The 16,749-nt window shown below is 61.4% G+C and carries 21 protein-coding genes, 1 tRNA gene and 1 pseudogene; 9 read left to right on the forward strand and 14 right to left on the reverse strand.

The features are described from left to right. The 6 genes from NKI63_RS12470 to NKI63_RS12495 form a co-directional block, all read right to left on the reverse strand. A complete protein-coding gene (locus tag NKI63_RS12470; protein ID WP_352821667.1) occupies window positions 1-783 on the reverse strand; it encodes an ABC transporter substrate-binding protein in 783 nt (260 codons plus the stop codon). A 213-nt stretch (window positions 784-996) separates the two neighbouring features. Then, the gene (mobB, locus tag NKI63_RS12475) at window positions 997-1,506 is read right to left on the reverse strand and encodes a molybdopterin-guanine dinucleotide biosynthesis protein B (RefSeq protein WP_352508418.1); all 510 of its coding nucleotides are present in this window, start codon (window positions 1,504-1,506) and stop codon (window positions 997-999) included. Next, window positions 1,503-2,132, reverse strand: coding sequence for a molybdenum cofactor guanylyltransferase MobA (mobA, locus tag NKI63_RS12480; RefSeq protein ID WP_352508419.1), 630 nt, complete (start codon window positions 2,130-2,132; stop codon window positions 1,503-1,505). Before mobA ends, mobB begins: the two co-directional genes overlap by 4 nt. Before the next feature lie 58 nt (window positions 2,133-2,190). After that, on the reverse strand, window positions 2,191-3,111 hold the full coding sequence (locus tag NKI63_RS12485) for a DMT family transporter (RefSeq protein WP_352508420.1): 921 nt from the start codon (window positions 3,109-3,111) through the stop codon (window positions 2,191-2,193). Window positions 3,112-3,234: 123 nt separating this feature from the next. Then, entirely contained in the window at window positions 3,235-3,591 is a 357-nt protein-coding gene (locus tag NKI63_RS12490; RefSeq protein ID WP_352448884.1) for a hypothetical protein, read from the reverse strand. A 154-nt stretch (window positions 3,592-3,745) separates the two neighbouring features. Continuing rightward, a complete protein-coding gene (locus tag NKI63_RS12495; protein WP_352508421.1) occupies window positions 3,746-3,949 on the reverse strand; it encodes a hypothetical protein in 204 nt (67 codons plus the stop codon). 16 nt (window positions 3,950-3,965) lie between these two features. Between NKI63_RS12495 and NKI63_RS12500 the strand changes: the two genes are divergently transcribed. Further along, a complete protein-coding gene (locus NKI63_RS12500; RefSeq protein WP_352821671.1) occupies window positions 3,966-4,511 on the forward strand; it encodes a hypothetical protein in 546 nt (181 codons plus the stop codon). Between the two features lie 50 nt (window positions 4,512-4,561). On the opposite strand, the gene NKI63_RS12505 is transcribed toward NKI63_RS12500, so the two are convergent. Together NKI63_RS12505 and moaA are read right to left on the reverse strand one after the other, a co-directional pair. After that, complete coding sequence (locus NKI63_RS12505; RefSeq protein WP_352508423.1) at window positions 4,562-4,984, reverse strand: hypothetical protein; 423 nt, start codon at window positions 4,982-4,984, stop codon at window positions 4,562-4,564. A gap of 106 nt (window positions 4,985-5,090) precedes the next feature. Beyond that, window positions 5,091-6,086 (reverse strand): GTP 3',8-cyclase MoaA, encoded by a 996-nt coding sequence (moaA, locus tag NKI63_RS12510; RefSeq protein ID WP_352478871.1) that lies wholly within the window; start codon window positions 6,084-6,086, stop codon window positions 5,091-5,093. Between the two features lie 198 nt (window positions 6,087-6,284). On the opposite strand from moaA, the gene NKI63_RS12515 reads away from it, so the two are divergent. After that, on the forward strand, window positions 6,285-6,638 hold the full coding sequence (locus NKI63_RS12515; protein WP_023717628.1) for a gamma-butyrobetaine hydroxylase family protein: 354 nt from the start codon (window positions 6,285-6,287) through the stop codon (window positions 6,636-6,638). Between the two features lie 17 nt (window positions 6,639-6,655). Here NKI63_RS12515 and NKI63_RS12520 read toward each other — a convergent pair whose 3' ends face one another. Continuing rightward, complete coding sequence (locus NKI63_RS12520; RefSeq protein ID WP_352508424.1) at window positions 6,656-7,084, reverse strand: nuclear transport factor 2 family protein; 429 nt, start codon at window positions 7,082-7,084, stop codon at window positions 6,656-6,658. Between the two features lie 159 nt (window positions 7,085-7,243). On the opposite strand from NKI63_RS12520, the gene NKI63_RS12525 reads away from it, so the two are divergent. Further along, on the forward strand, window positions 7,244-7,855 hold the full coding sequence (locus tag NKI63_RS12525) for a pyridoxamine 5'-phosphate oxidase family protein (protein ID WP_352508425.1): 612 nt from the start codon (window positions 7,244-7,246) through the stop codon (window positions 7,853-7,855). Between the two features lie 27 nt (window positions 7,856-7,882). Here the strand turns inward: NKI63_RS12525 and NKI63_RS12530 are convergent, their stop codons facing one another. Beyond that, entirely contained in the window at window positions 7,883-8,335 is a 453-nt protein-coding gene (locus NKI63_RS12530) for a MarR family winged helix-turn-helix transcriptional regulator (RefSeq protein WP_352508426.1), read from the reverse strand. Between the two features lie 47 nt (window positions 8,336-8,382). On the opposite strand from NKI63_RS12530, the gene NKI63_RS12535 reads away from it, so the two are divergent. The 3 genes and pseudogenes from NKI63_RS12535 (at window position 8,383) to NKI63_RS12545 (ending at window position 11,816) form a co-directional block, all read left to right on the forward strand. Continuing rightward, window positions 8,383-9,291, forward strand: a complete 909-nt coding sequence (locus NKI63_RS12535) for an alpha/beta hydrolase (protein ID WP_352508427.1) — start codon at window positions 8,383-8,385, stop codon at window positions 9,289-9,291. 123 nt (window positions 9,292-9,414) lie between these two features. After that, window positions 9,415-9,700 (forward strand): annotated as a pseudogene (locus NKI63_RS12540) (SDR family oxidoreductase); the annotation flags it as partial. A gap of 223 nt (window positions 9,701-9,923) precedes the next feature. After that, entirely contained in the window at window positions 9,924-11,816 is a 1,893-nt protein-coding gene (locus NKI63_RS12545; protein ID WP_352508428.1) for a L,D-transpeptidase family protein, read from the forward strand. A gap of 11 nt (window positions 11,817-11,827) precedes the next feature. Here the strand turns inward: NKI63_RS12545 and NKI63_RS12550 are convergent, their stop codons facing one another. The 4 genes from NKI63_RS12550 to NKI63_RS12565 all read right to left on the reverse strand — a co-directional run bounded on the left by NKI63_RS12550 (window position 11,828) and on the right by NKI63_RS12565 (window position 13,762). Continuing rightward, window positions 11,828-12,304: a hypothetical protein gene (locus NKI63_RS12550; protein WP_254817402.1), complete on the reverse strand. Its 477-nt coding sequence runs from the start codon at window positions 12,302-12,304 to the stop codon at window positions 11,828-11,830. A gap of 127 nt (window positions 12,305-12,431) precedes the next feature. Then, the gene (locus tag NKI63_RS12555; protein WP_352508429.1) at window positions 12,432-12,683 is read right to left on the reverse strand and encodes a PepSY domain-containing protein; all 252 of its coding nucleotides are present in this window, start codon (window positions 12,681-12,683) and stop codon (window positions 12,432-12,434) included. A 218-nt stretch (window positions 12,684-12,901) separates the two neighbouring features. Further along, a tRNA-Val gene (locus tag NKI63_RS12560) sits at window positions 12,902-12,976 on the reverse strand. A gap of 102 nt (window positions 12,977-13,078) precedes the next feature. Next, window positions 13,079-13,762: a phosphoglycolate phosphatase gene (locus tag NKI63_RS12565; RefSeq protein ID WP_254817239.1), complete on the reverse strand. Its 684-nt coding sequence runs from the start codon at window positions 13,760-13,762 to the stop codon at window positions 13,079-13,081. Between the two features lie 144 nt (window positions 13,763-13,906). Here NKI63_RS12565 and rpiA point away from each other — a divergent pair, with 144 nt between their 5' ends. From rpiA to gor, 3 genes are all read left to right on the forward strand, one after another. Further along, entirely contained in the window at window positions 13,907-14,638 is a 732-nt protein-coding gene (gene rpiA / locus NKI63_RS12570) for a ribose-5-phosphate isomerase RpiA (RefSeq protein WP_352736477.1), read from the forward strand. Then, on the forward strand, window positions 14,625-15,203 hold the full coding sequence (locus NKI63_RS12575; RefSeq protein ID WP_352508431.1) for a DUF2059 domain-containing protein: 579 nt from the start codon (window positions 14,625-14,627) through the stop codon (window positions 15,201-15,203). The genes rpiA and NKI63_RS12575 overlap by 14 nt, the downstream gene beginning before the upstream one ends. A 117-nt stretch (window positions 15,204-15,320) precedes the next feature. Next, window positions 15,321-16,709: a glutathione-disulfide reductase gene (gene gor / locus NKI63_RS12580; RefSeq protein WP_352508432.1), complete on the forward strand. Its 1,389-nt coding sequence runs from the start codon at window positions 15,321-15,323 to the stop codon at window positions 16,707-16,709. Window positions 16,710-16,749 lie beyond the last annotated feature (40 nt).

Below are 16,749 nucleotides of genomic sequence, written 5' to 3' on the forward strand. Positions count from 1 at the left end.
TCAGGACTCGCCGCCATAAACGTCATATTTGAAGTATTTGTCGTTGATTTCCTTGTACTTTCCGTTTGCTCGGATGGCGTCGATTGCCGCATTGAACTGGTTGACCAGGTCGGTCTCGCCCTTGCGCACGGCAATGCCGGCGCCCGGACCGTGGATTTCGATGACCGGCTTGATTGTGCCGACCAGCTTGCAGCAGGCGCCGTCCGGCGAATCCAGCCATTGCTGCAGCACGACGATGTCGTCATTGGCGGCATCGAGCCGGCCATTGGCCAGATCGAGCTGGTATTCCTGTGCGGTCGGGTACGGCTTGACGGTGCTGTCGGTATAAGTCTTGGTCGAATAGTTGAAATGCGTGGTGGACGCCTGCACGCCGATCGTCTTGCCGGCCAAATCTTCCTTGGTTACACCCTTGATGTCAGTGTCCTTGGGGGCGGCAATCGCCGGCGGCGTATTGTAATATTTGTGGGTGAAGTCGACCTTCTCGGCGCGTTCCGGCGTGATCGACATCGACGCGACGATGGCGTCGAACTTGCCTGCGTGAAGGGCGGGAATGATGCCGTCCCAGTCCTGCGCGACAAAGGTGCACTTCACCTTCATCTCGTCGCAGAGCGCCTTGGCAATGTCGATATCGAAGCCTACGAGCTGGCCGTCGGCTGTCAGATTGTTGAATGGGGGATAGGCTCCCTCGGTGCCGATCCTCAAGGTCTTTTCCTGGGCCTGGGCAACGCCAAGCGTCAGCAGCGCAGCCGAAGCGGCAAGCGCGATACGCAGTGCAATACGCATAATGGTCCTCTCTGTTGGTCCCGGCCGTCGTTCCCGAACGGCTCTGTGGGCGGTGCTTTTGACCGCCCGCTGATGCGATACTCCCATTCTTTCCCAAGAAAAAGCAACTGCAAAACCGTCGCTTGAGGGAAGGTCATGTTCAGAAAGCGATGACGCCGGGTCAGACGCCTAAATTGGAAAGCAAGTGGGCGGAAACTGTCTTCTGCCGCATTTTCAGCGCGACAGGCTTGTGGCGCGCTCGATGAAGTCAGCTATCGAATTCGTGTCGTCGAGATCGAAGGCCGGCAGGTCTTCGCCGACAATGGGGAAGTCGGAGGCGATGGCGACAATGTGTGGATCGCCTGCCGAGAGCGGTGTCCGGTCCTTGGCCTCGAGCCGTCTCGTCTCGAGTTTCTTGTGCGCTTCGCGCTTGTAACCCTCGACCAACACGATGTCGCACGGTGCCAGCCGTGACAGGATCGCGTCTAGCGTCGGCTCGTCCTCGCCGCGCAATTCGTGCATCAGCGCCCAGCGCCTGCCCGACACGACCGCGACCTCCATCGCTCCCGCCTGCCGGTGGCGAAAGCTGTCCGCTCCGGGTTTGTCGATGTCGAAATCATGATGGGCGTGTTTTACCGTCGACACTTTCCAGCCGCGCCGGACGAGTTCGGCCACCAGCTTTTCGGTCAATGTCGTCTTGCCGGAGTTCTTCCAGCCGGTGATGCCGAAAATACGTCTTTTCATGGCTCGATGCTCTGCAACAGATGCACGGCCTGGGCAAGGTCGTCGGGAGTGTTGATGTTGAAGAACGGATCGATCTCGGCCCCGCCGGATTTCAGGATAGGAAATTCCACCTCGACAAAACCGTGCCGGTCGATGAACGCCGCAACGCGCCGGTTGTCTTCCTCGACGAGAAATTGTCGCAAGACCTGATCTAACCCTAGCGGCCAGAGTGCAAAGGTCGGATGCCGTTTGCCGCCGGAACAGGCGACCGCAATCGAGCCGGGGCGTTCGTCGGCTGCCGCGAGCAGCCGCTCGACCATATCCCTGGGCAGGAAAGGCGTATCGCCGGCAGCCGTGACCAGCCCCTGGCAGGTCGTGTCGGAAGCCCATTCGAGGCCGGTCAGTATCCCGGCAAGCGGCCCGGCATAACCTTTGACGGTGTCGGCAAGCACCGGAAGCCCCGTCGCGGCAAACCGTGTCGGATCGCCATTGGCGTTTAGCGCAAGCGGACCGACCTGCGGGCCAAGGCGCGAAACGACACGGTCGAGCAGGGTACCGTCGCCAAGCGCAAGCAGCGTCTTGTCGCCGCCGCCCATCCGGCTCGACCGGCCGCCGGCCAGAATGATCCCTGCGATATGTCGGCCCATCGTTTGCTGCCCAGACCCAAAATCCAGTTTTCAAATCAGACAGTCGTCGACAGTCACTCTATATGCCGTCCGGCGCCATGTCCGGTCCAGTGCTTTCGGCGGCTGTTTTTCGCCGGCCGACGATCCGTTCGCGGTAGAGTGCATAGAGGCCTGAGCCGATGATGATCGTGGCACCGCCGATCATCGGCAGATCCGGGACATCGCCGAAGATCGTGAAGCCAAGCAGGATCGACCAGAGCAGGGCGGTGTAGCGGAACGGCGCGATGAAGGAGATATCGCCCACCCGCATCGCCGTGATGATGAAGTGGTAGCCGATGAGCACGAGCACCGCCGCCAGCGCCAGGAACGCCGTGCTTTGTCCTGTCATCGGTGTCCAGCCGCCCATCGGTGAAAGCAATGCCGCGCCCAGAAACGTCATGGCAAGGGCGGTGGCGCTCGATACCAGCAATGTCGGAATTGCCTGCGGTATCCGCTTGGTGGCGAGATCGCGCACCGAACAGCATGCCACGCTGGCCAGCGCCAGCAGAGAAAAGACGCTGAACCCTTCGAAGCCCGGCCGCACGATGATCAGCACGCCGGCAAAACCGATGGCAATAGCCAGCCAGCGCCGCCAGCCGACGCCCTCGTTGAACACAAGCGCTGCGCCCATCGTCACCGCCAGCGGCAGCGCCTGCAGCACGGCGGAGACATTGGCGATCGGAAGATGCGCCAGAGCAACCAGGAAGGACACCGTGGCGCCGGCCTCGCTGGCAACGCGCAGCGCAACGGTCGGCTGCAGCATCGAACCTGGCCGGGCAAGCGCGCCGCGTTGCCACGCAAGCAGGCCAACGAAAAGCGAAGCGAAGGCGCCGCGGATCAGCATGACCTGCGCCATGTTCATCGATTCCGACGAGAATTTGGTGATAGCGTCGTTGAGAGTGAAACCAGCCATGGCCACCATCATGAACAACGCGCCGCGCAGGTTTGGCGAAAGAGGCAAGGCAGATTACCGGGTGAGTCCTGCAGCAAGCGTCTAGCAGGCACCCGCAAAACAGCAACGTCAAAGGGCTGGGCCACAGCCTTTCTATGGCCCGTAACATCTGTCGCGCAAGAGCGGCAGGGCTTATTTGGGCGTCAGTACCTCGGTGCCGTTGCCTTCCTTGCCGGCAATCGTCCACAGGCCACGCAGCGAGCCGTCGTCCTGCACCTTGTAGACGACAAGACCGACCGCCTTGCCCATGACATAACCGGCGGAGAAGGCATCGTCGTTGCGCATGCAGATGCCGTCCGAGGACGAGCCGCCTGTCTCCCAATGGATCGTGCAGGTCGTCTCGCTAGTCAGCGTGATCGTCGCGTCGCCACCATAGGACGACCCATCGAAATTGGTGCCGGCCACGGCATAGGTGCCGCCGATCGACTGGGCCGCCGCGGGCAGGGCCGCGAGGCTGAGCAATGCAAGAGAAAGAATGAGTTTGCGCATATCGTATTCCCCCACTGGGCGAAGCACCGCTCCAGAGCAGAGGCTAGGCCCGAATGGGCTTGCGGTAAATCCGGTGACCGTTTGCGGACAAGACCTTTTCTGGTGTGACCCCGAAAGGTGCCCTTTTAAAGGTTCGGTTCGGATGGCAAATCGATCACACTGCCGCTCGAGGAAAATTCTCGACGAGATCAATTTGCTCGGCAAGAGTCGCCAAATTGGTCATTGTAGGCTTCTGATCTTGTCTGGGGAGGTGGTCCATGACGAATGCACGAGGCAATGCGGCCAGGCTTGGCACAGGCAGCAGGCGGCACGTTTCGTCGGCTTTCCGGTTCTCTTCTGCACTGGCGGTCATCTTCATGGCGATAGCGCCTGCGTTGGCCGAGAACGGCGCTTCGGCATCGGCAGTCGAACGGATGTCCACGCCGGGTCACGAAGCGAATGAGCTCGCTCGCCGCATCGGGAAGTGGAACGTCGTCAACACGATCTGGCCAACCCCCGGTGCGCAGCCGATCGTGATGACCGGGCTGGTGGCCGAACGTACGATGATCGGCCCCTTCATGCAGGAGGTGATGCGCCCGGCGCCCGGGTCGAAAATCCCGGACTTCCAGCGGATAGCCTATTTGAGCTATGACCGGGTGGAGGGCCGCTGGAAGTATGTCTCCATGGACACCCGTTTCCCGGCAGGGATCATGCCCGCCTGGAGTTTTGGTGGCGAAGAGGACGGCAAGATTTCACTGCTGTTCGAGCCGCTTGGTTTCGTCGGCTTCAGGCCCGAGGTCGAAGGGCGATACACGGCCTCCGATTTCATCATTTCCAGGGATGGCGACAACCACGAGGTGGCCGAGCAGCATTTCCTCCCGGCCAATGGCAGCGGCAGGAAATGGCTCGCCGTGCAGTACGACTACACGCGTCAGCCTTAATTCATCAGCAAAAACAATAGGCTGCGAATACGTCGAGACGGGCCGGATGCTCACGGCCCCCTGAGGCTGCCGGCGATGGCACCGACGAGCGGGTCGTATTTCGATTTCAGGGCTGGCGGATAGTCGATCCAGACCGTGCGGATGACACCATCTTTTCCGAACAGGCGGCGTTCGTAGAAGATGTTCCCGCCTTTGATGCCCGACAGCACCGCCCAGTCCTTGCCGGTCTTGCTGTAGGTGATCTTATAGCCAGGTTCCTTGCTGGCCCTCTCGGCGGAGAGGAAGGCTTTCGGGGTGTCATCATCGACATTGAGAATGCCTGAACAGATCAGGCTGGCGCCATCGGCAGTGAGCCACCGTTGTCCATCGCCATTATCCGGCTCAGCCTGGCGAAGAGTGAAGATTTCATCCGGAAAGGTGCAGACGGTACCGAAGCGCTCGTTCGTATAAGTAAATGGCGCGGCAACTGCCATGGTCCCCGCCATCACTCCGAAAAACGTCAGGACTAAAAGAAACCGCTGCACGCCTTGCCTCGCGCTGATACCAAGGCGATTGTTCTTGCACGAAATCGGCTAAAAATCAGCCGCCGGTGACGCTCATATGCCGCGACACCGACGGACGGTTGGTGCGGCGATCGATGATGAAGTCATGGCCTTTGGGCTTGCGGTCGATTGCTTCGTCGATGGCATCGGCGACCAGCTCGTTGCCTTCCGACGCACGCAGTGGCGCGCGCAGGTCTGCGGCATCTTCCTGGCCGAGGCACATGTAAAGGGTGCCGGTGCAGGTCAGCCGGACCCGGTTGCAGCTTTCGCAGAAATTATGCGTCATCGGCGTGATGAAGCCCAGCCGCCCGCCGGTCTCGGCGACATGGACGTAGCGGGCCGGGCCACCGGTCTTGTAGGGAATATCGCTCAGCGTGAATTGGCGCTCGAGTGCTGCACGCAGCAGCGACAGCGGCAAATACTGATCGGTGCGGTCGGCATCGATCTCGCCCATCGGCATGGTTTCGATGACCGTCAGATCCATGCCGCGGCCATGCGCCCAGCGTAGCATGTCCGGCAATTCGGCGTCATTGAAGTCCTTCAACGCCACAGCGTTGAGCTTTACCTTCAGCCCGGCCGCCTGCGCGGCGTCGATGCCATCCATGACCTTGTCCAGATTGCCCCAGCGGGTGATCTGTCGAAATTTGTCGGCATCGAGAGTATCGAGCGAGACGTTAATGCGTTTGACGCCGCAGTCGGCGAGCTCGGCGGCAAAGCGGGAAAGCTGCGATCCATTGGTGGTCAGCGTCAGCTCTTCCAGCGCACCGCTCTCGAGATGCCGCGAAAGCTGGCGCACAAGATGCATGATGTTCTTGCGTACCAGCGGCTCACCGCCGGTGAGGCGAAGCTTGCGCACGCCCTTTTCGATGAAGACCGTGCAGAGCCGGTCGAGCTCTTCCAGCGACAGCAGGTCCTTCTTGGGCAGGAACGTCATGTCCTCGGCCATGCAATAAGTGCAGCGAAAATCGCAGCGGTCCGTAACCGACACGCGCAGGTAGGTGATCGTGCGACCGAAAGGATCGATCATATCCATGCTGTACGCTTCCCGTGGCCGTGAACGGCTTCGTTATATATAGCTATGTGATACGAGCCAACTTGCCATTCAAGATATCAGCTCGCGATCTCCGGTAACATTCCGACGCCGACAGATCATGTCGGAACTTTCGATGCGGCCTTTTCCCTCGACACGAAGCGGCGTAGGGAAGGGCGGTTCTCCGCAGGATCCACCACCATGACAGCGCCGAAGGAACTCAGGGTCTCGAAAGATCGCAAGCTGCTTTCCGTGACCTTTCCGGGACATCAGCCGTTCGAGTTGCCGGCCGAGCTTCTGCGGGTCGCCTCGCCATCGGCCGAGGTGCAGGGCCATTCGCCCGAACAGCGCGTCACCGTTCCCGGCAAGCGCAATGTGGCGATCCTGAAGATCGAGCCGGTCGGCAACTATGCCGTGCGCATCACCTTCGACGATTTCCACGACACCGGTATCTTCACCTGGAACTACCTGCATACGTTGGGTCATGAGAAGGACGCACGCTGGGCCGCCTATCTCGCCGAGCTGGAAGAGAAGGGGCTGAGCCGCGACCGCTGAATGGTTTCGCGGTATGCTCAGCGCAGGATCGCCAGGATCTCGCCGGTGTCATAGTAAAACGGCGTGCCTTCGATCAGTCGGTCATCCTTGAAGCGCAAGACTTCGGCAAACGGCTGTATGATTGTTGCACCAGTGGCTCGCGACGTCAGCGAAAGCATGCAGCTCATGAACACCACGTTATCGTTCTGGGCGGTTTGAAGATCCTCCACCGCCACGTCGCTCCAGATTTCCCGCATCTTGCGGAAAAGAGCGCCAACGCCGTCGAGGCCATTCCAGTCACCGGCATAGGGCAGGGACTGCGGCTCATGCACCACAATCTCGGCATGGAATGCGCTGGCAAGCACATCGAGGCTTTCCGATCCTGATTGCAGGAAACGCATTTCAACATTGAACATGTTTTCAATAAGTTCCATGGCGGTGCGTCGCCGGTCGAGCGGTTTATCCATTTTCGGTCTCCGTATCCGTCGGTGCGATTGTGTAGGTGAAAGCGGTTTGCCCTTCTTCGCGTTGCCTCGACACCCGTTTCCTGATGACCGGCAAGCGGGCACGATGTCGTGAAAACGTCATGCATCTGGAGCAGCCGGCAAAGCTTTGGAGACGAAAACATGTCCATGATCACCAGCGTCGAACAGCTCGAAACGCTCTATGGCCCGCCTGGCGAGGCGTCGGTGGTCAAAGAACTCGATCAGCTGATTCCCGAATACGCAGCTATCATCGAGGCTTCGCCGTTCGCCGTGCTCGCAACCTGCGGGCCTGAAGGGCTGGACTGCTCGCCGCGCGGCGATCTCGCCGGCTTCGTCCGCATCCACGATCCGAAAACGGTGATGATGCCAGACCGGCGCGGCAACAACCGTGCCGATTCGCTAAGGAACATCCTTCGCGATCCGCGCGTCGCGCTCCTGTTCCTGGTGCCGGGTTCCGGCACGACGCTGCGCGTCAATGGCCGCGCCCACATCACCACCGATGCCGCGCTCTGCGACTCGTTCGCAGTCGAAGGCAAGCCGGCGCGCTCGGTGACGGTCATCGAGGTCGATGCGGTCTATTTCCAGTGCGCCCGCGCCATCCACCGGTCGGAGTTGTGGAATCCGGCAAGGCATGTCGACCCGAGATCGCTGCCGACTCCCGGCCAAATCCTGGAAATCACCAGCCGCAAGAACATCGACGGCGAGGTCTACGACAAGGAATGGCCGGAGCGCGCGAAAAAATCGATGTGGTGAAGCACTTGTTGGTGGAGCGCTGGGCTGTCAGGCGGTCTTCAAAACCTCGGCAACCCTACGCATCTGTTCGCCGATCATGTCGCATTGCTCCGGCGTCGACTGGCTCATCGCCTTCTCGATCAGCGCTATATGGACCTTCAGCGCCTGCATCAGCAGTGCCTCGCCGGTCGCGGTCAACGTCAGCCGCAGCACGCGCTTGTCCTTCTCGTCGCCCTCGCGGCGCAGCAGGCCACGAGTCTCCAGCTGCGGCAAAAGCATGGTGATGTTGGAGCGACCGACCAGCAGCCGGCGAGCGAGGTCGTGCTGCGACATGCCGGGATGACGGTAGAGGTTCATCAGCACGTCGAGCTGCGCCGGCTTCAGGTCGAGCGGCGCCAGCTTCACCGCCAGGGTGCGTTCCAGCACGTGGCATGCGCGCGCCACTGCCACCCAGTTGCGAAAGCGCGGGTTGTCCCAGGGCAGGTCTTGCTTAATGTTCATGTTTGAACTATTATGTTCATGCTTGAACCAATGAATGGATCGCCACTATGGCATCATTTGGACTGAAGGTCATCCGCGGCACGTTCGGAGTGGCTGAGCATGTGGCACCGCGACTCACCGGGCGCGCTGCATTCGAGCTGTTCTGCCGCACGCCGCATGAGAAGAGCTTGAGTGAAGGCGAGCGCCGCGCAATCGATCGCGCCGCCGATTTCATGACCCAGGCACGACATCACCGGCTAAAGACCAGAACCGGCTGCGTCATGGTGCATGAATTCCGGCCCGAGCCGGGCAGGGCCACTGCCGGCACCGTGCTCGTCATCCATGGTTGGCGTTCGCGCACCGAATACATGCGCACGCTGATCGAGGCCTATCGCGATGCTGGCTATAAGGTCGTCTCGCTCGACCTGCCGGGCCACGGCCAGTCGCAGGGCCGCCGGCTTACCCTGGTCAGTGCGGTCGATGCGGCACGGGTTGCCGGCGAGTGGTTCGGGCCGTTTGCCGCGATCGTCGGCCATTCCTTTGGTGGTGCCGTTGCCGCCAATGCAGTTGCCGGTTCAATCAGGAACATCCCGCGATTGGCGGCCGGGCGACTGGTGCTTATCGCTGCGCCGAGCTCACTGCCGGCAATCTTTGCTGATTTCAGTCGCATGCTGAATGTCGGCTCGCGCTCGCAGGTCGCCATGGCCGACCGGGTCGAGCGTATCGCCGGCCGGCCGTTGCACGAGTTTACCGGTGATCGCCAGCTGGCAAGCACGCTGCTGCCGACGCTGGTGATCCACGCGCCGGACGACCGCGAAGTGTCCGCCGATCATGCAAGGCTCTACGCGCGCGCCGGAGACCATGTGCGGCTGTACTGGGCCGACGGGCTCGGCCACCGCCGCATTCTCGCCGACAGGGGTGTGGTGGAGCGTGCCGTTGGCTTCGTTGCCGGCAGGCTGGAGCCGTCTCTGCAGTGATCTGAATGTCTGTTCTTGTCTGCTGGGTTCGATCGTCACGCCGCCACCCCGGTGCCGGCCATCGCTATCCAAGCCGCCATTGCCCCGGCCACCGTCGCCAGAAGGGCCGAGCGCGACGCGCCGAGCGCTTATTCGGCCAGCAAGGCTGCCTTGGTTGGCCTGACCAAAGGCCTTTGCCCGCGATCTCGGTCCGCGCGGCATCACCGCCAATGTCGTCCATCCGGGGTCGACCGATACCGACATGAACCCGGCAGCCGGCCCGCACGCCGAGCATCAGCGCCAGAAGATGGCGATGCCTCGCTTCGGAACGGCCGACGAGATCGCCGGCATGGTCGCCTGGCTTGCCGGTCCCGAAGGACGCTTCGTGACAGGCGCGGCATTGACCATCGACGGCGGCGCAAACGCGTGAGACTTGGTCACTGGACGGTTGCCGTTCTGGCCGAGGACGGCGACGGATTCGCTTGACCCGTCACGACGTTGTGAAACCGTTCTGCAACAGACGTTCCGAAATTTATGGAAGCTTAACGAAATCAGTATGAATCAGTGTAGTCACGCCTTACATCCGCCATGGGGTGGGCGAGACCGTGAAAGCGGTGCGGAACGGGATCCGGTTCAACCGGAGCGGGTGATCCATGAAACTCCTTGTAAACAAAGCAACCGTGCTGCCGTTCGCGGTTGCCGCAGCAATGCTGGCCTTCGGAACGCCGCAGGTTGAAGCGCAAGGGTTCTTCGACATGCTTTTCGGCGGCGGCGTCAAACACGCACCGCCGAAAGGTAACTTTCCGCCGCCACCGTCAAAATACAAGCCCAAGGCGCCAGCCGCTTCCGGTGGGGGTGGTGGTGCGCAAATCAGCAGCCCGTCCTATTACACCTACAAGAGCGATCCGCTGGTGCGCGTCGATTTTTCGGCACTGTCGGCAGCGCCTGAACCGGCAACGCCTCAGGATGCTGCATTCGAGCCGACGGCCACCGGGGCTGCATTCCGCGAAGCCATTGCCGGGCTCGACGGCTATGATCTCTACGCCGAGAAGGACATCGCCAAGGCGCTGATCGCGTACTACTCAGCCAATCCGGATTTCATCTGGGTGACGGGAACCAGTCCCAACAGCCGTGCCGAGGATGCTGTGCGGGTGCTGGGCGAGGCCGCGAGCTACGGCCTGACGCCCGCCGACTACACCGTCGAAGTTCCGGCAGCAAGCGCATCGGCGGGCAATGCCGATGAGCGCCTGAAAGAGCTGGTTCGCTTCGAGATGGCGATGTCGGCCCGTGTCCTGCGCTACGCACGTGACGCACAAAGCGGCCGCGTCGATCCCAACCGCATCACCGGCTACTACGATTTTCCGCCGAAGCCGCTCGACATGGAAGGGGTACTGAAGACGCTGGCCCATACCCAGCAAGTGCGCACTTATCTCGAATCACGGCATCCACAGAATTCCGAGTATCAGGCGCTGCGCGTCGAACTGGAATCGCTACAGGCCAGCGCCGAGGACGAGATCGTCGTCGATCCCAATCTGCTGTTGAAACCGGGGCAGACCAGCCCCGAGCTGCCGAAGCTTTTGACAAGGATCGCGCGCAATCTCGATGACGAGATGGGCGGTGCCTATGGCGAGGTGCTGGCGAGGCTCGCCACCAGCGAGGTCTACGATCCGGAACTGGTGCCGGTGATCAAGGCGGTGCAGAAACGGGCCGGCATGAAAGGCGACGGAGTCATCGGCCCGCGTACCGTCGCATCGTTGGCCGGAACGTCCAAGGCCGACAAAATTCAGAAGGTTCGGGTCGCGCTCGAGGAATTGCGCTGGCTGCCTTCCGACCTCGGCAGCCCGCGCGTCTTCATCAACCAGCCGGCTTTCACCGCGAGCTATATCGACGACGGCGAGGAGAGGCTGAAGACCCGCGCCGTGGTCGGCAGGCCCACCAACCAGACTGCTTTCTTCTATGATCAGATCGAGCAGGTCGACTTTCATCCCTATTGGGGCGTGCCGCAGTCGATCCTGGTCAACGAGATGTTGCCGCGGCTGCGGCGGGATCCTGGCTATCTCGACCGCGCCGGCTATGAGGTGGTCAATGCCCGCGGCAAGCGCATTCCCTCATCCTCGGTCAATTGGGGTGCCTATGGCGCAAAGATACCCTACGGCGTGCGCCAGTTGCCGAGCGAGGCCAATGCGCTGGGCGAGCTGAAGATACTGTTTCCCAACAAGCACGCCATCTACATGCACGACACACCGCAGAAGTCATTTTTCCAGCGCGACATGCGCGCGCTCAGCCATGGCTGCGTTCGCTTGCAGGATCCGCGCGGCATGGCGGCTGCCGTGCTCGGCACCTCGGTCGACTACATCGAGGACAGACTGAAACACGGACATTCGACCGAGGACGTGACACGCAAGATCCCGGTCTATGTCGCCTATTTCACCGCATGGCCGGACCTGTCCGGCAAGGTCGAATACTTCAACGACGTCTACGGCCGCGATACAAGGCTGCAGCAGGCGCTCGACAGCACGGAAGCGGTGCGTTCGCCGGCAAGCTGACGAATGCGGTTCTAGCGCTGAAACAGTGGACGCCGGAAACCCGCATCGCGTCCGGCGATGAGCCAGTAGACCAAGCCCGCGACAACGCCTGCCGCGGCAATGATGCCGATATCGGCCCAGCGCTCCGGGTTCGTGTCGTCCGGTACACTGGGCCAGATCAAGGCGAAGCCGCCAACCGCGGCCGCCGCGCCGAAGATCATGTGCAGCCAAAAACTGCGCAGCGAGAAAAACTCGGCAATCAGTGCGAAGATCAGTGTCTGCAGGCCGGTCATCACAATCGTCAGAAAATAGATGAACATGCCGAGCGGCGGCAACAGCAGCACCGCAACGGGGGTGACACCCATGACATCGAAATAATTCGGCGCATTTGGCAGCGAACTCAGCCCGCCATAGATCGCCGCCACCGCGATCAGCCCGACCAATACCGCTATGAAATAACCCGCGAGCATCATCAGAAAGCGTTTCAATACGTGCTTTACCGTCGCCATGCCCACCCCCGCGAGCAATGATAGCACCCAGTCAGCCATCAAAGTCATATCTACGCAAGGGTGTGCCGAAGGCCGGGGGCCTTCGAGGAGCGCCATTTTTTAGAATCTGGACCGTTGGCGCCCAGCTTCATTTCGGCGCGGCTGTCACCGGATCATAGGTGATTTCAACTTTCGCCTTGTCGTTCGTGTAATAAATGACGGTGTAGGCGCCGCTGTCCCAATCGATTTCCTTGATGTAGCGGAAGTCGTCGCGCTGCTCGACCTTGGCGATGATTTCCGACAGCTTCTTGGCATTCTGCGGCGGCACCGGATTTTTGTCCGCGGCAAAGGCCGATCCGCCGACAAGCAGCACGGCGGCCGCCAAAACAAGTCTGGACATGGCTTTCCCTCACATTTCGATGAGCAGAAACTCATCTACATACGGGTTTGTTCCCGGACTCGGGCTTGCGGATCGTCCAGACCGGCAATTGTGCCGAGCGTAAGTGTGCCTGTCAGTCTTATAGCTTGCGGAAAAGCGCACGGAAAACCAATGCGATCATGCGCTGGTTCTCGATCACGGCAGCCTTCCCCGTCGGTGATGGCTAAGTGCCGAAAAGATGGTGGGCGATGCAGGGATTGAACCTGCGACCCCACCCGTGTGAAGGGTGTGCTCTCCCGCTGAGCTAATCGCCCGCTCGTTGCCCGAAGGCCAAGCGCGCCGCGATATAAGGGAGGCCGGCCTGCGAAGTCAACCACTTGTCGGCCGTCATCTGGCCGTCTGGACTATGAGCGGCTTCAGCCTTCTGCCGCAGCCATCAGCCCTTGTACCAGATCGAGCGTCAGCGAATCGAAATGCGAGATCACCGCCGATGGTTCGAACTCCCGCACATGACGATCGGTGTAGCCGAAATCGACTGCCACTACCGGAATCCCGGCGGCTTTCGCCGTGTCGATGTCGGTCTGCGAATCACCGACCATCAGTGCACGGTGCGGGTCGCCACCGGCGCGCGCGATAGTCTGCGTGAGATGGCGCGGGTCGGGCTTGCGGAACGGAAAACTATCCTGACCGCAGATCGCCGCGAAATGCCTGGTCATACCGAGCGCCTCGATCAGCGCCACCGAATTGGCCTCATATTTATTGGTGCAGATGGCCAGCAGGTAACCGGCTGCCTCGAACCGTGCGATCGCCTCGGGAACACCCGGGTAGGGGCGCGACTTGCCGGGAATGTTAACGGTGTAATGGTCCAGAAACAGCTTTAGCAGCCGATCGTGCTCCTCCACGGCCAGCGACCTGTGCTGCGCTGCATGGGCGCGCTCGATCATCACGCGGCCGCCATGGCCGACGAAACGCTTAAAGCCGGCTTCGTCGACGGCCGCGAGCTGGCTGGCGGCAAGGCTGTGGTTGAGACTGTCGAGCAGGTCCGGCGCCGTGTCGATCAGCGTCCCGTCGAGGTCGAACACGATGGTCGGTCGGGTCATGGCCTGTCCTGTGACGATTCGATTGCCGGCAGGCGATAACCGCTGCGGCCCGTTCAGGCAAGCCGGCTTATCCACCGCGGGCAAGGTCCTTTGACCAGCTCGGCAAAAATGCTACGAGCGCCGAAACAAATCTTGGGGCCCGGCATGGATGCGAGGCAATTGAAGGTTGAGGCCGCGCGGACAGCGCTGGCCCATGTGACGGATGGCATGCGGCTCGGCATCGGCACCGGCACGACAGCGGATGAGTTCGTGCGGCTGCTCGCCGACAAGGTCGCCACCGGCCTGACTGTCATCGGCGTGCCGACCTCGGAGCGCACCGCCGTCCTTTGCACCGAGCTTGGTGTGCCGCTGTCGACCCTCGAGGAAACACCGGAGCTCGACCTCACCATCGACGGCGCCGACGAGATCGATCCGGCGCTGACATTGGTCAAGGGCGGCGGTGGCGCGCTGCTGCGCGAAAAGATTGTCGCGGCGGCCTCCGCCCGCATGATCGTCATCGCGGACAGCTCCAAGATGGTCGAGATGATCGGCCGCTTTCCGCTGCCCATCGAAGTCAACCGGTTTGGCCTGCGCGCCACCGAAATTGCGGTTGGCGTGGCGGCTGCAAACCTGGGCCTTTCCGGCCCTGTTACATTGAGGATGACGGGGACCCAGCCATTTGTTACAGACGGCGGCCATTTTATCCTCGATGCATCTTTTGGCCGCATTCCGGATACAAGAGCGCTTTCGAATGCTCTCCACTCCATTCCCGGCGTGGTCGAGCACGGTCTTTTCATCGGGCTGGCGACAACGGCCATCATAGCCGGCGGCGACGGCATCCAAACCGTCCATGCCGCCCGAAAACCAAGGAGTTTTACCGATCATGATGTTGCATAACCGGGTTGGCCGCTTTTTTGCCATTCTGGCGGCCTCGGCCGTTTTCGCGTTTTCGTCGCCGGCGTTTTCGCAGGACGTCACTGATGCGCATCTGAAGGCGGCGCGTGCCGCGGTCGCGGCGATCCATGCGACGGATACGTTCGACAACATCCTGCCGCAAGCGGCCGCGGCGCTCGAGCAGCAGCTGATCCAGAAGAACCCGGACATGCAGGAACTGATCGCCAAGACGATCAACGAGAAGGCGATGGCCTTGGCATCGCGCCGCGCCGACCTGGAAAAGGAAGCAGCGCTTGCCTATGCAAAGGTGTTCTCGGAAAAGGAACTCAATGAAATCGCCGCCTTCTACAATTCCGAGTCCGGCAAGAAGCTGCTCGACAACGGCCCGATCGTGACGCGCGAACTGGTGAAGGCTGCCGAGATCTGGCAGAACGGCTTGGCTCGCGATCTCGCCCAGCAGGTCGGCGAGACCCTGGGTGCAGCGGCGAATGCCAAGGCGCAGGCTGCACCTGCCGAGGGTGCCGCCCCGGCAGACGGCGCTGCTCCCGCGGACGCCACGCCGAATTGATCAAGGACTTCCGAGTGGCCTGACCGCCACTGGACCAGAAAGCCCGGCAAGTCCGGGCTTTTCTTTTGGTGGCTGGCAGCCTACCTGTCTCGTTGTTTGAGGGGCAGGAGCTGGACCATGGCCGGTTACGACTACGATCTTTTCGTCATCGGCGGCGGCTCCGGCGGGGTGAGGGCGGCGCGCGTCGCGGCTCTACTCGGCAAGCGTGTCGGCATTGCCGAGGAATTTCGTTACGGCGGCACCTGCGTGATCCGCGGCTGCGTGCCGAAGAAGCTTTATGTCTACGCCTCGCAATTCCCCGAGCATTTCGCCGACGCTGCCGGTTTTGGCTGGACGGTGCCTGAGGCGCATTTCGACTGGCAGAAGCTGGTCGCCAACAAGGACCGCGAAATCAGCCGGCTGGAGGCCGTCTACAAGAAGAACGTGCAGGGCGCCGGCGGTGAGGTCTTTCATTCGCGCGCCACCCTGGTCGATCCGCATGTGGTGCATCTTCTCGGTGAGGATCGCACCGTTACCGCCGACCAGATCCTGATCGCTACCGGCGGGCGCCCGGCGCCGCATCCGGCATTGCCCGGCCATGAGCACTGCATCTTTTCCAACGAAGCCTTCGACCTCAAGGAGCTGCCGAAGGCAATCATGATCGAGGGCGGCGGCTATATCGCCGTCGAATTCGCCAATATCTTTCATGGGCTGGGCGTCGACACGACTCTGGTCTATCGCGGCAAGGAGATACTCAGCCGCTTCGACATGGACCTCAGACGCATGCTGCACGAGACGATGGAAAAGAAGGGGATAAAAATCCTCTGCCACGCCGTGTCCGAGTGGGTCAGGAAGCGCCCTGACGGCCGGCTCGACGCGCTTGTCACCGGCGGCACCGTGCTGACGGTCGACCAGGTCATGCTCGCCATCGGCCGCATTCCCAATACCGAGAACATGGGGCTGGAAGGCGTCGGCATCGAGATGACCAAAACCGGGGCAATCCAGGTCGACGAATACTCCCGCACGAACATCGACAACATCTGGGCGATCGGTGACGTCACCCACCGCGTGCAATTGACGCCGGTGGCGATCCACGAGGCGATGTGCTTCGTCGAGACCGCCTTCAAGGACAATCCGATGGCGCCCGACCATGACACGATCGCTACCGCAGTCTTTTCACAGCCCGAGATCGGCACGGTCGGCCTGTCGGAGGATGAGGCGGCAAAGCGCTTTTCGGATCTTGAAATCTACCGCGCCACCTTCCGGCCGATGCGGCACACGCTTTCCGGCCGCGATGAAAAGATGCTGATGAAGCTGGTCGTCGACGGCGCGTCGAAAAGAGTCCTCGGCGCCCATATCCTCGGGCCGGACGCCGGCGAAATGGCGCAGCTTCTCGGCATACCGCTGAAGGCCGGGCTGACCAAAGATGATTTCGATCGCACCATGGCGGTGCATCCGACCGCGGCGGAAGAACTCGTCACCATGTACAAACCGACTTACCGGGTGAGAGATGGTGAGCGCGTCTGACGCGACGACGACCCATCGCGGCAACGAGATTGCCGCGATG

It is taken from the genome of Mesorhizobium sp. M0410, assembly GCF_040321435.1.
GTDB lineage: Bacteria > Pseudomonadota > Alphaproteobacteria > Rhizobiales > Rhizobiaceae > Mesorhizobium.

Bases quoted from the DNA above. Each gene is read 5' to 3' on its own strand.
- NKI63_RS12470 (WP_352821667.1), bottom strand. From the start codon at position 783: ATGCGTATTGCACTGCGTATCGCGCTTGCCGCTTCGGCTGCGCTGCTG.
- mobB (WP_352508418.1), bottom strand. From the start codon at position 1,506: ATGAAAAGACGTATTTTCGGCATCACCGGCTGGAAGAACTCCGGCAAG.
- mobA (WP_352508419.1), bottom strand. From the start codon at position 2,132: ATGGGCCGACATATCGCAGGGATCATTCTGGCCGGCGGCCGGTCGAGC.
- NKI63_RS12490 (WP_352448884.1), bottom strand. From the start codon at position 3,591: ATGCGCAAACTCATTCTTTCTCTTGCATTGCTCAGCCTCGCGGCCCTG.
- NKI63_RS12495 (WP_352508421.1), bottom strand. From the start codon at position 3,949: ATGAAGATGACCGCCAGTGCAGAAGAGAACCGGAAAGCCGACGAAACG.
- NKI63_RS12505 (WP_352508423.1), bottom strand. From the start codon at position 4,984: ATGGCAGTTGCCGCGCCATTTACTTATACGAACGAGCGCTTCGGTACC.
- moaA (WP_352478871.1), bottom strand. From the start codon at position 6,086: ATGGATATGATCGATCCTTTCGGTCGCACGATCACCTACCTGCGCGTG.
- NKI63_RS12515 (WP_023717628.1), top strand. From the start codon at position 6,285: ATGACAGCGCCGAAGGAACTCAGGGTCTCGAAAGATCGCAAGCTGCTT.
- NKI63_RS12520 (WP_352508424.1), bottom strand. From the start codon at position 7,084: ATGGATAAACCGCTCGACCGGCGACGCACCGCCATGGAACTTATTGAA.
- NKI63_RS12525 (WP_352508425.1), top strand. From the start codon at position 7,244: ATGTCCATGATCACCAGCGTCGAACAGCTCGAAACGCTCTATGGCCCG.
- NKI63_RS12530 (WP_352508426.1), bottom strand. From the start codon at position 8,335: ATGAACATTAAGCAAGACCTGCCCTGGGACAACCCGCGCTTTCGCAAC.
- NKI63_RS12535 (WP_352508427.1), top strand. From the start codon at position 8,383: ATGGCATCATTTGGACTGAAGGTCATCCGCGGCACGTTCGGAGTGGCT.
- NKI63_RS12545 (WP_352508428.1), top strand. From the start codon at position 9,924: ATGAAACTCCTTGTAAACAAAGCAACCGTGCTGCCGTTCGCGGTTGCC.
- NKI63_RS12550 (WP_254817402.1), bottom strand. From the start codon at position 12,304: ATGGCGACGGTAAAGCACGTATTGAAACGCTTTCTGATGATGCTCGCG.
- NKI63_RS12555 (WP_352508429.1), bottom strand. From the start codon at position 12,683: ATGTCCAGACTTGTTTTGGCGGCCGCCGTGCTGCTTGTCGGCGGATCG.
- NKI63_RS12565 (WP_254817239.1), bottom strand. From the start codon at position 13,762: ATGACCCGACCGACCATCGTGTTCGACCTCGACGGGACGCTGATCGAC.
- rpiA (WP_352736477.1), top strand. From the start codon at position 13,907: ATGGATGCGAGGCAATTGAAGGTTGAGGCCGCGCGGACAGCGCTGGCC.
- NKI63_RS12575 (WP_352508431.1), top strand. From the start codon at position 14,625: ATGATGTTGCATAACCGGGTTGGCCGCTTTTTTGCCATTCTGGCGGCC.
- gor (WP_352508432.1), top strand. From the start codon at position 15,321: ATGGCCGGTTACGACTACGATCTTTTCGTCATCGGCGGCGGCTCCGGC.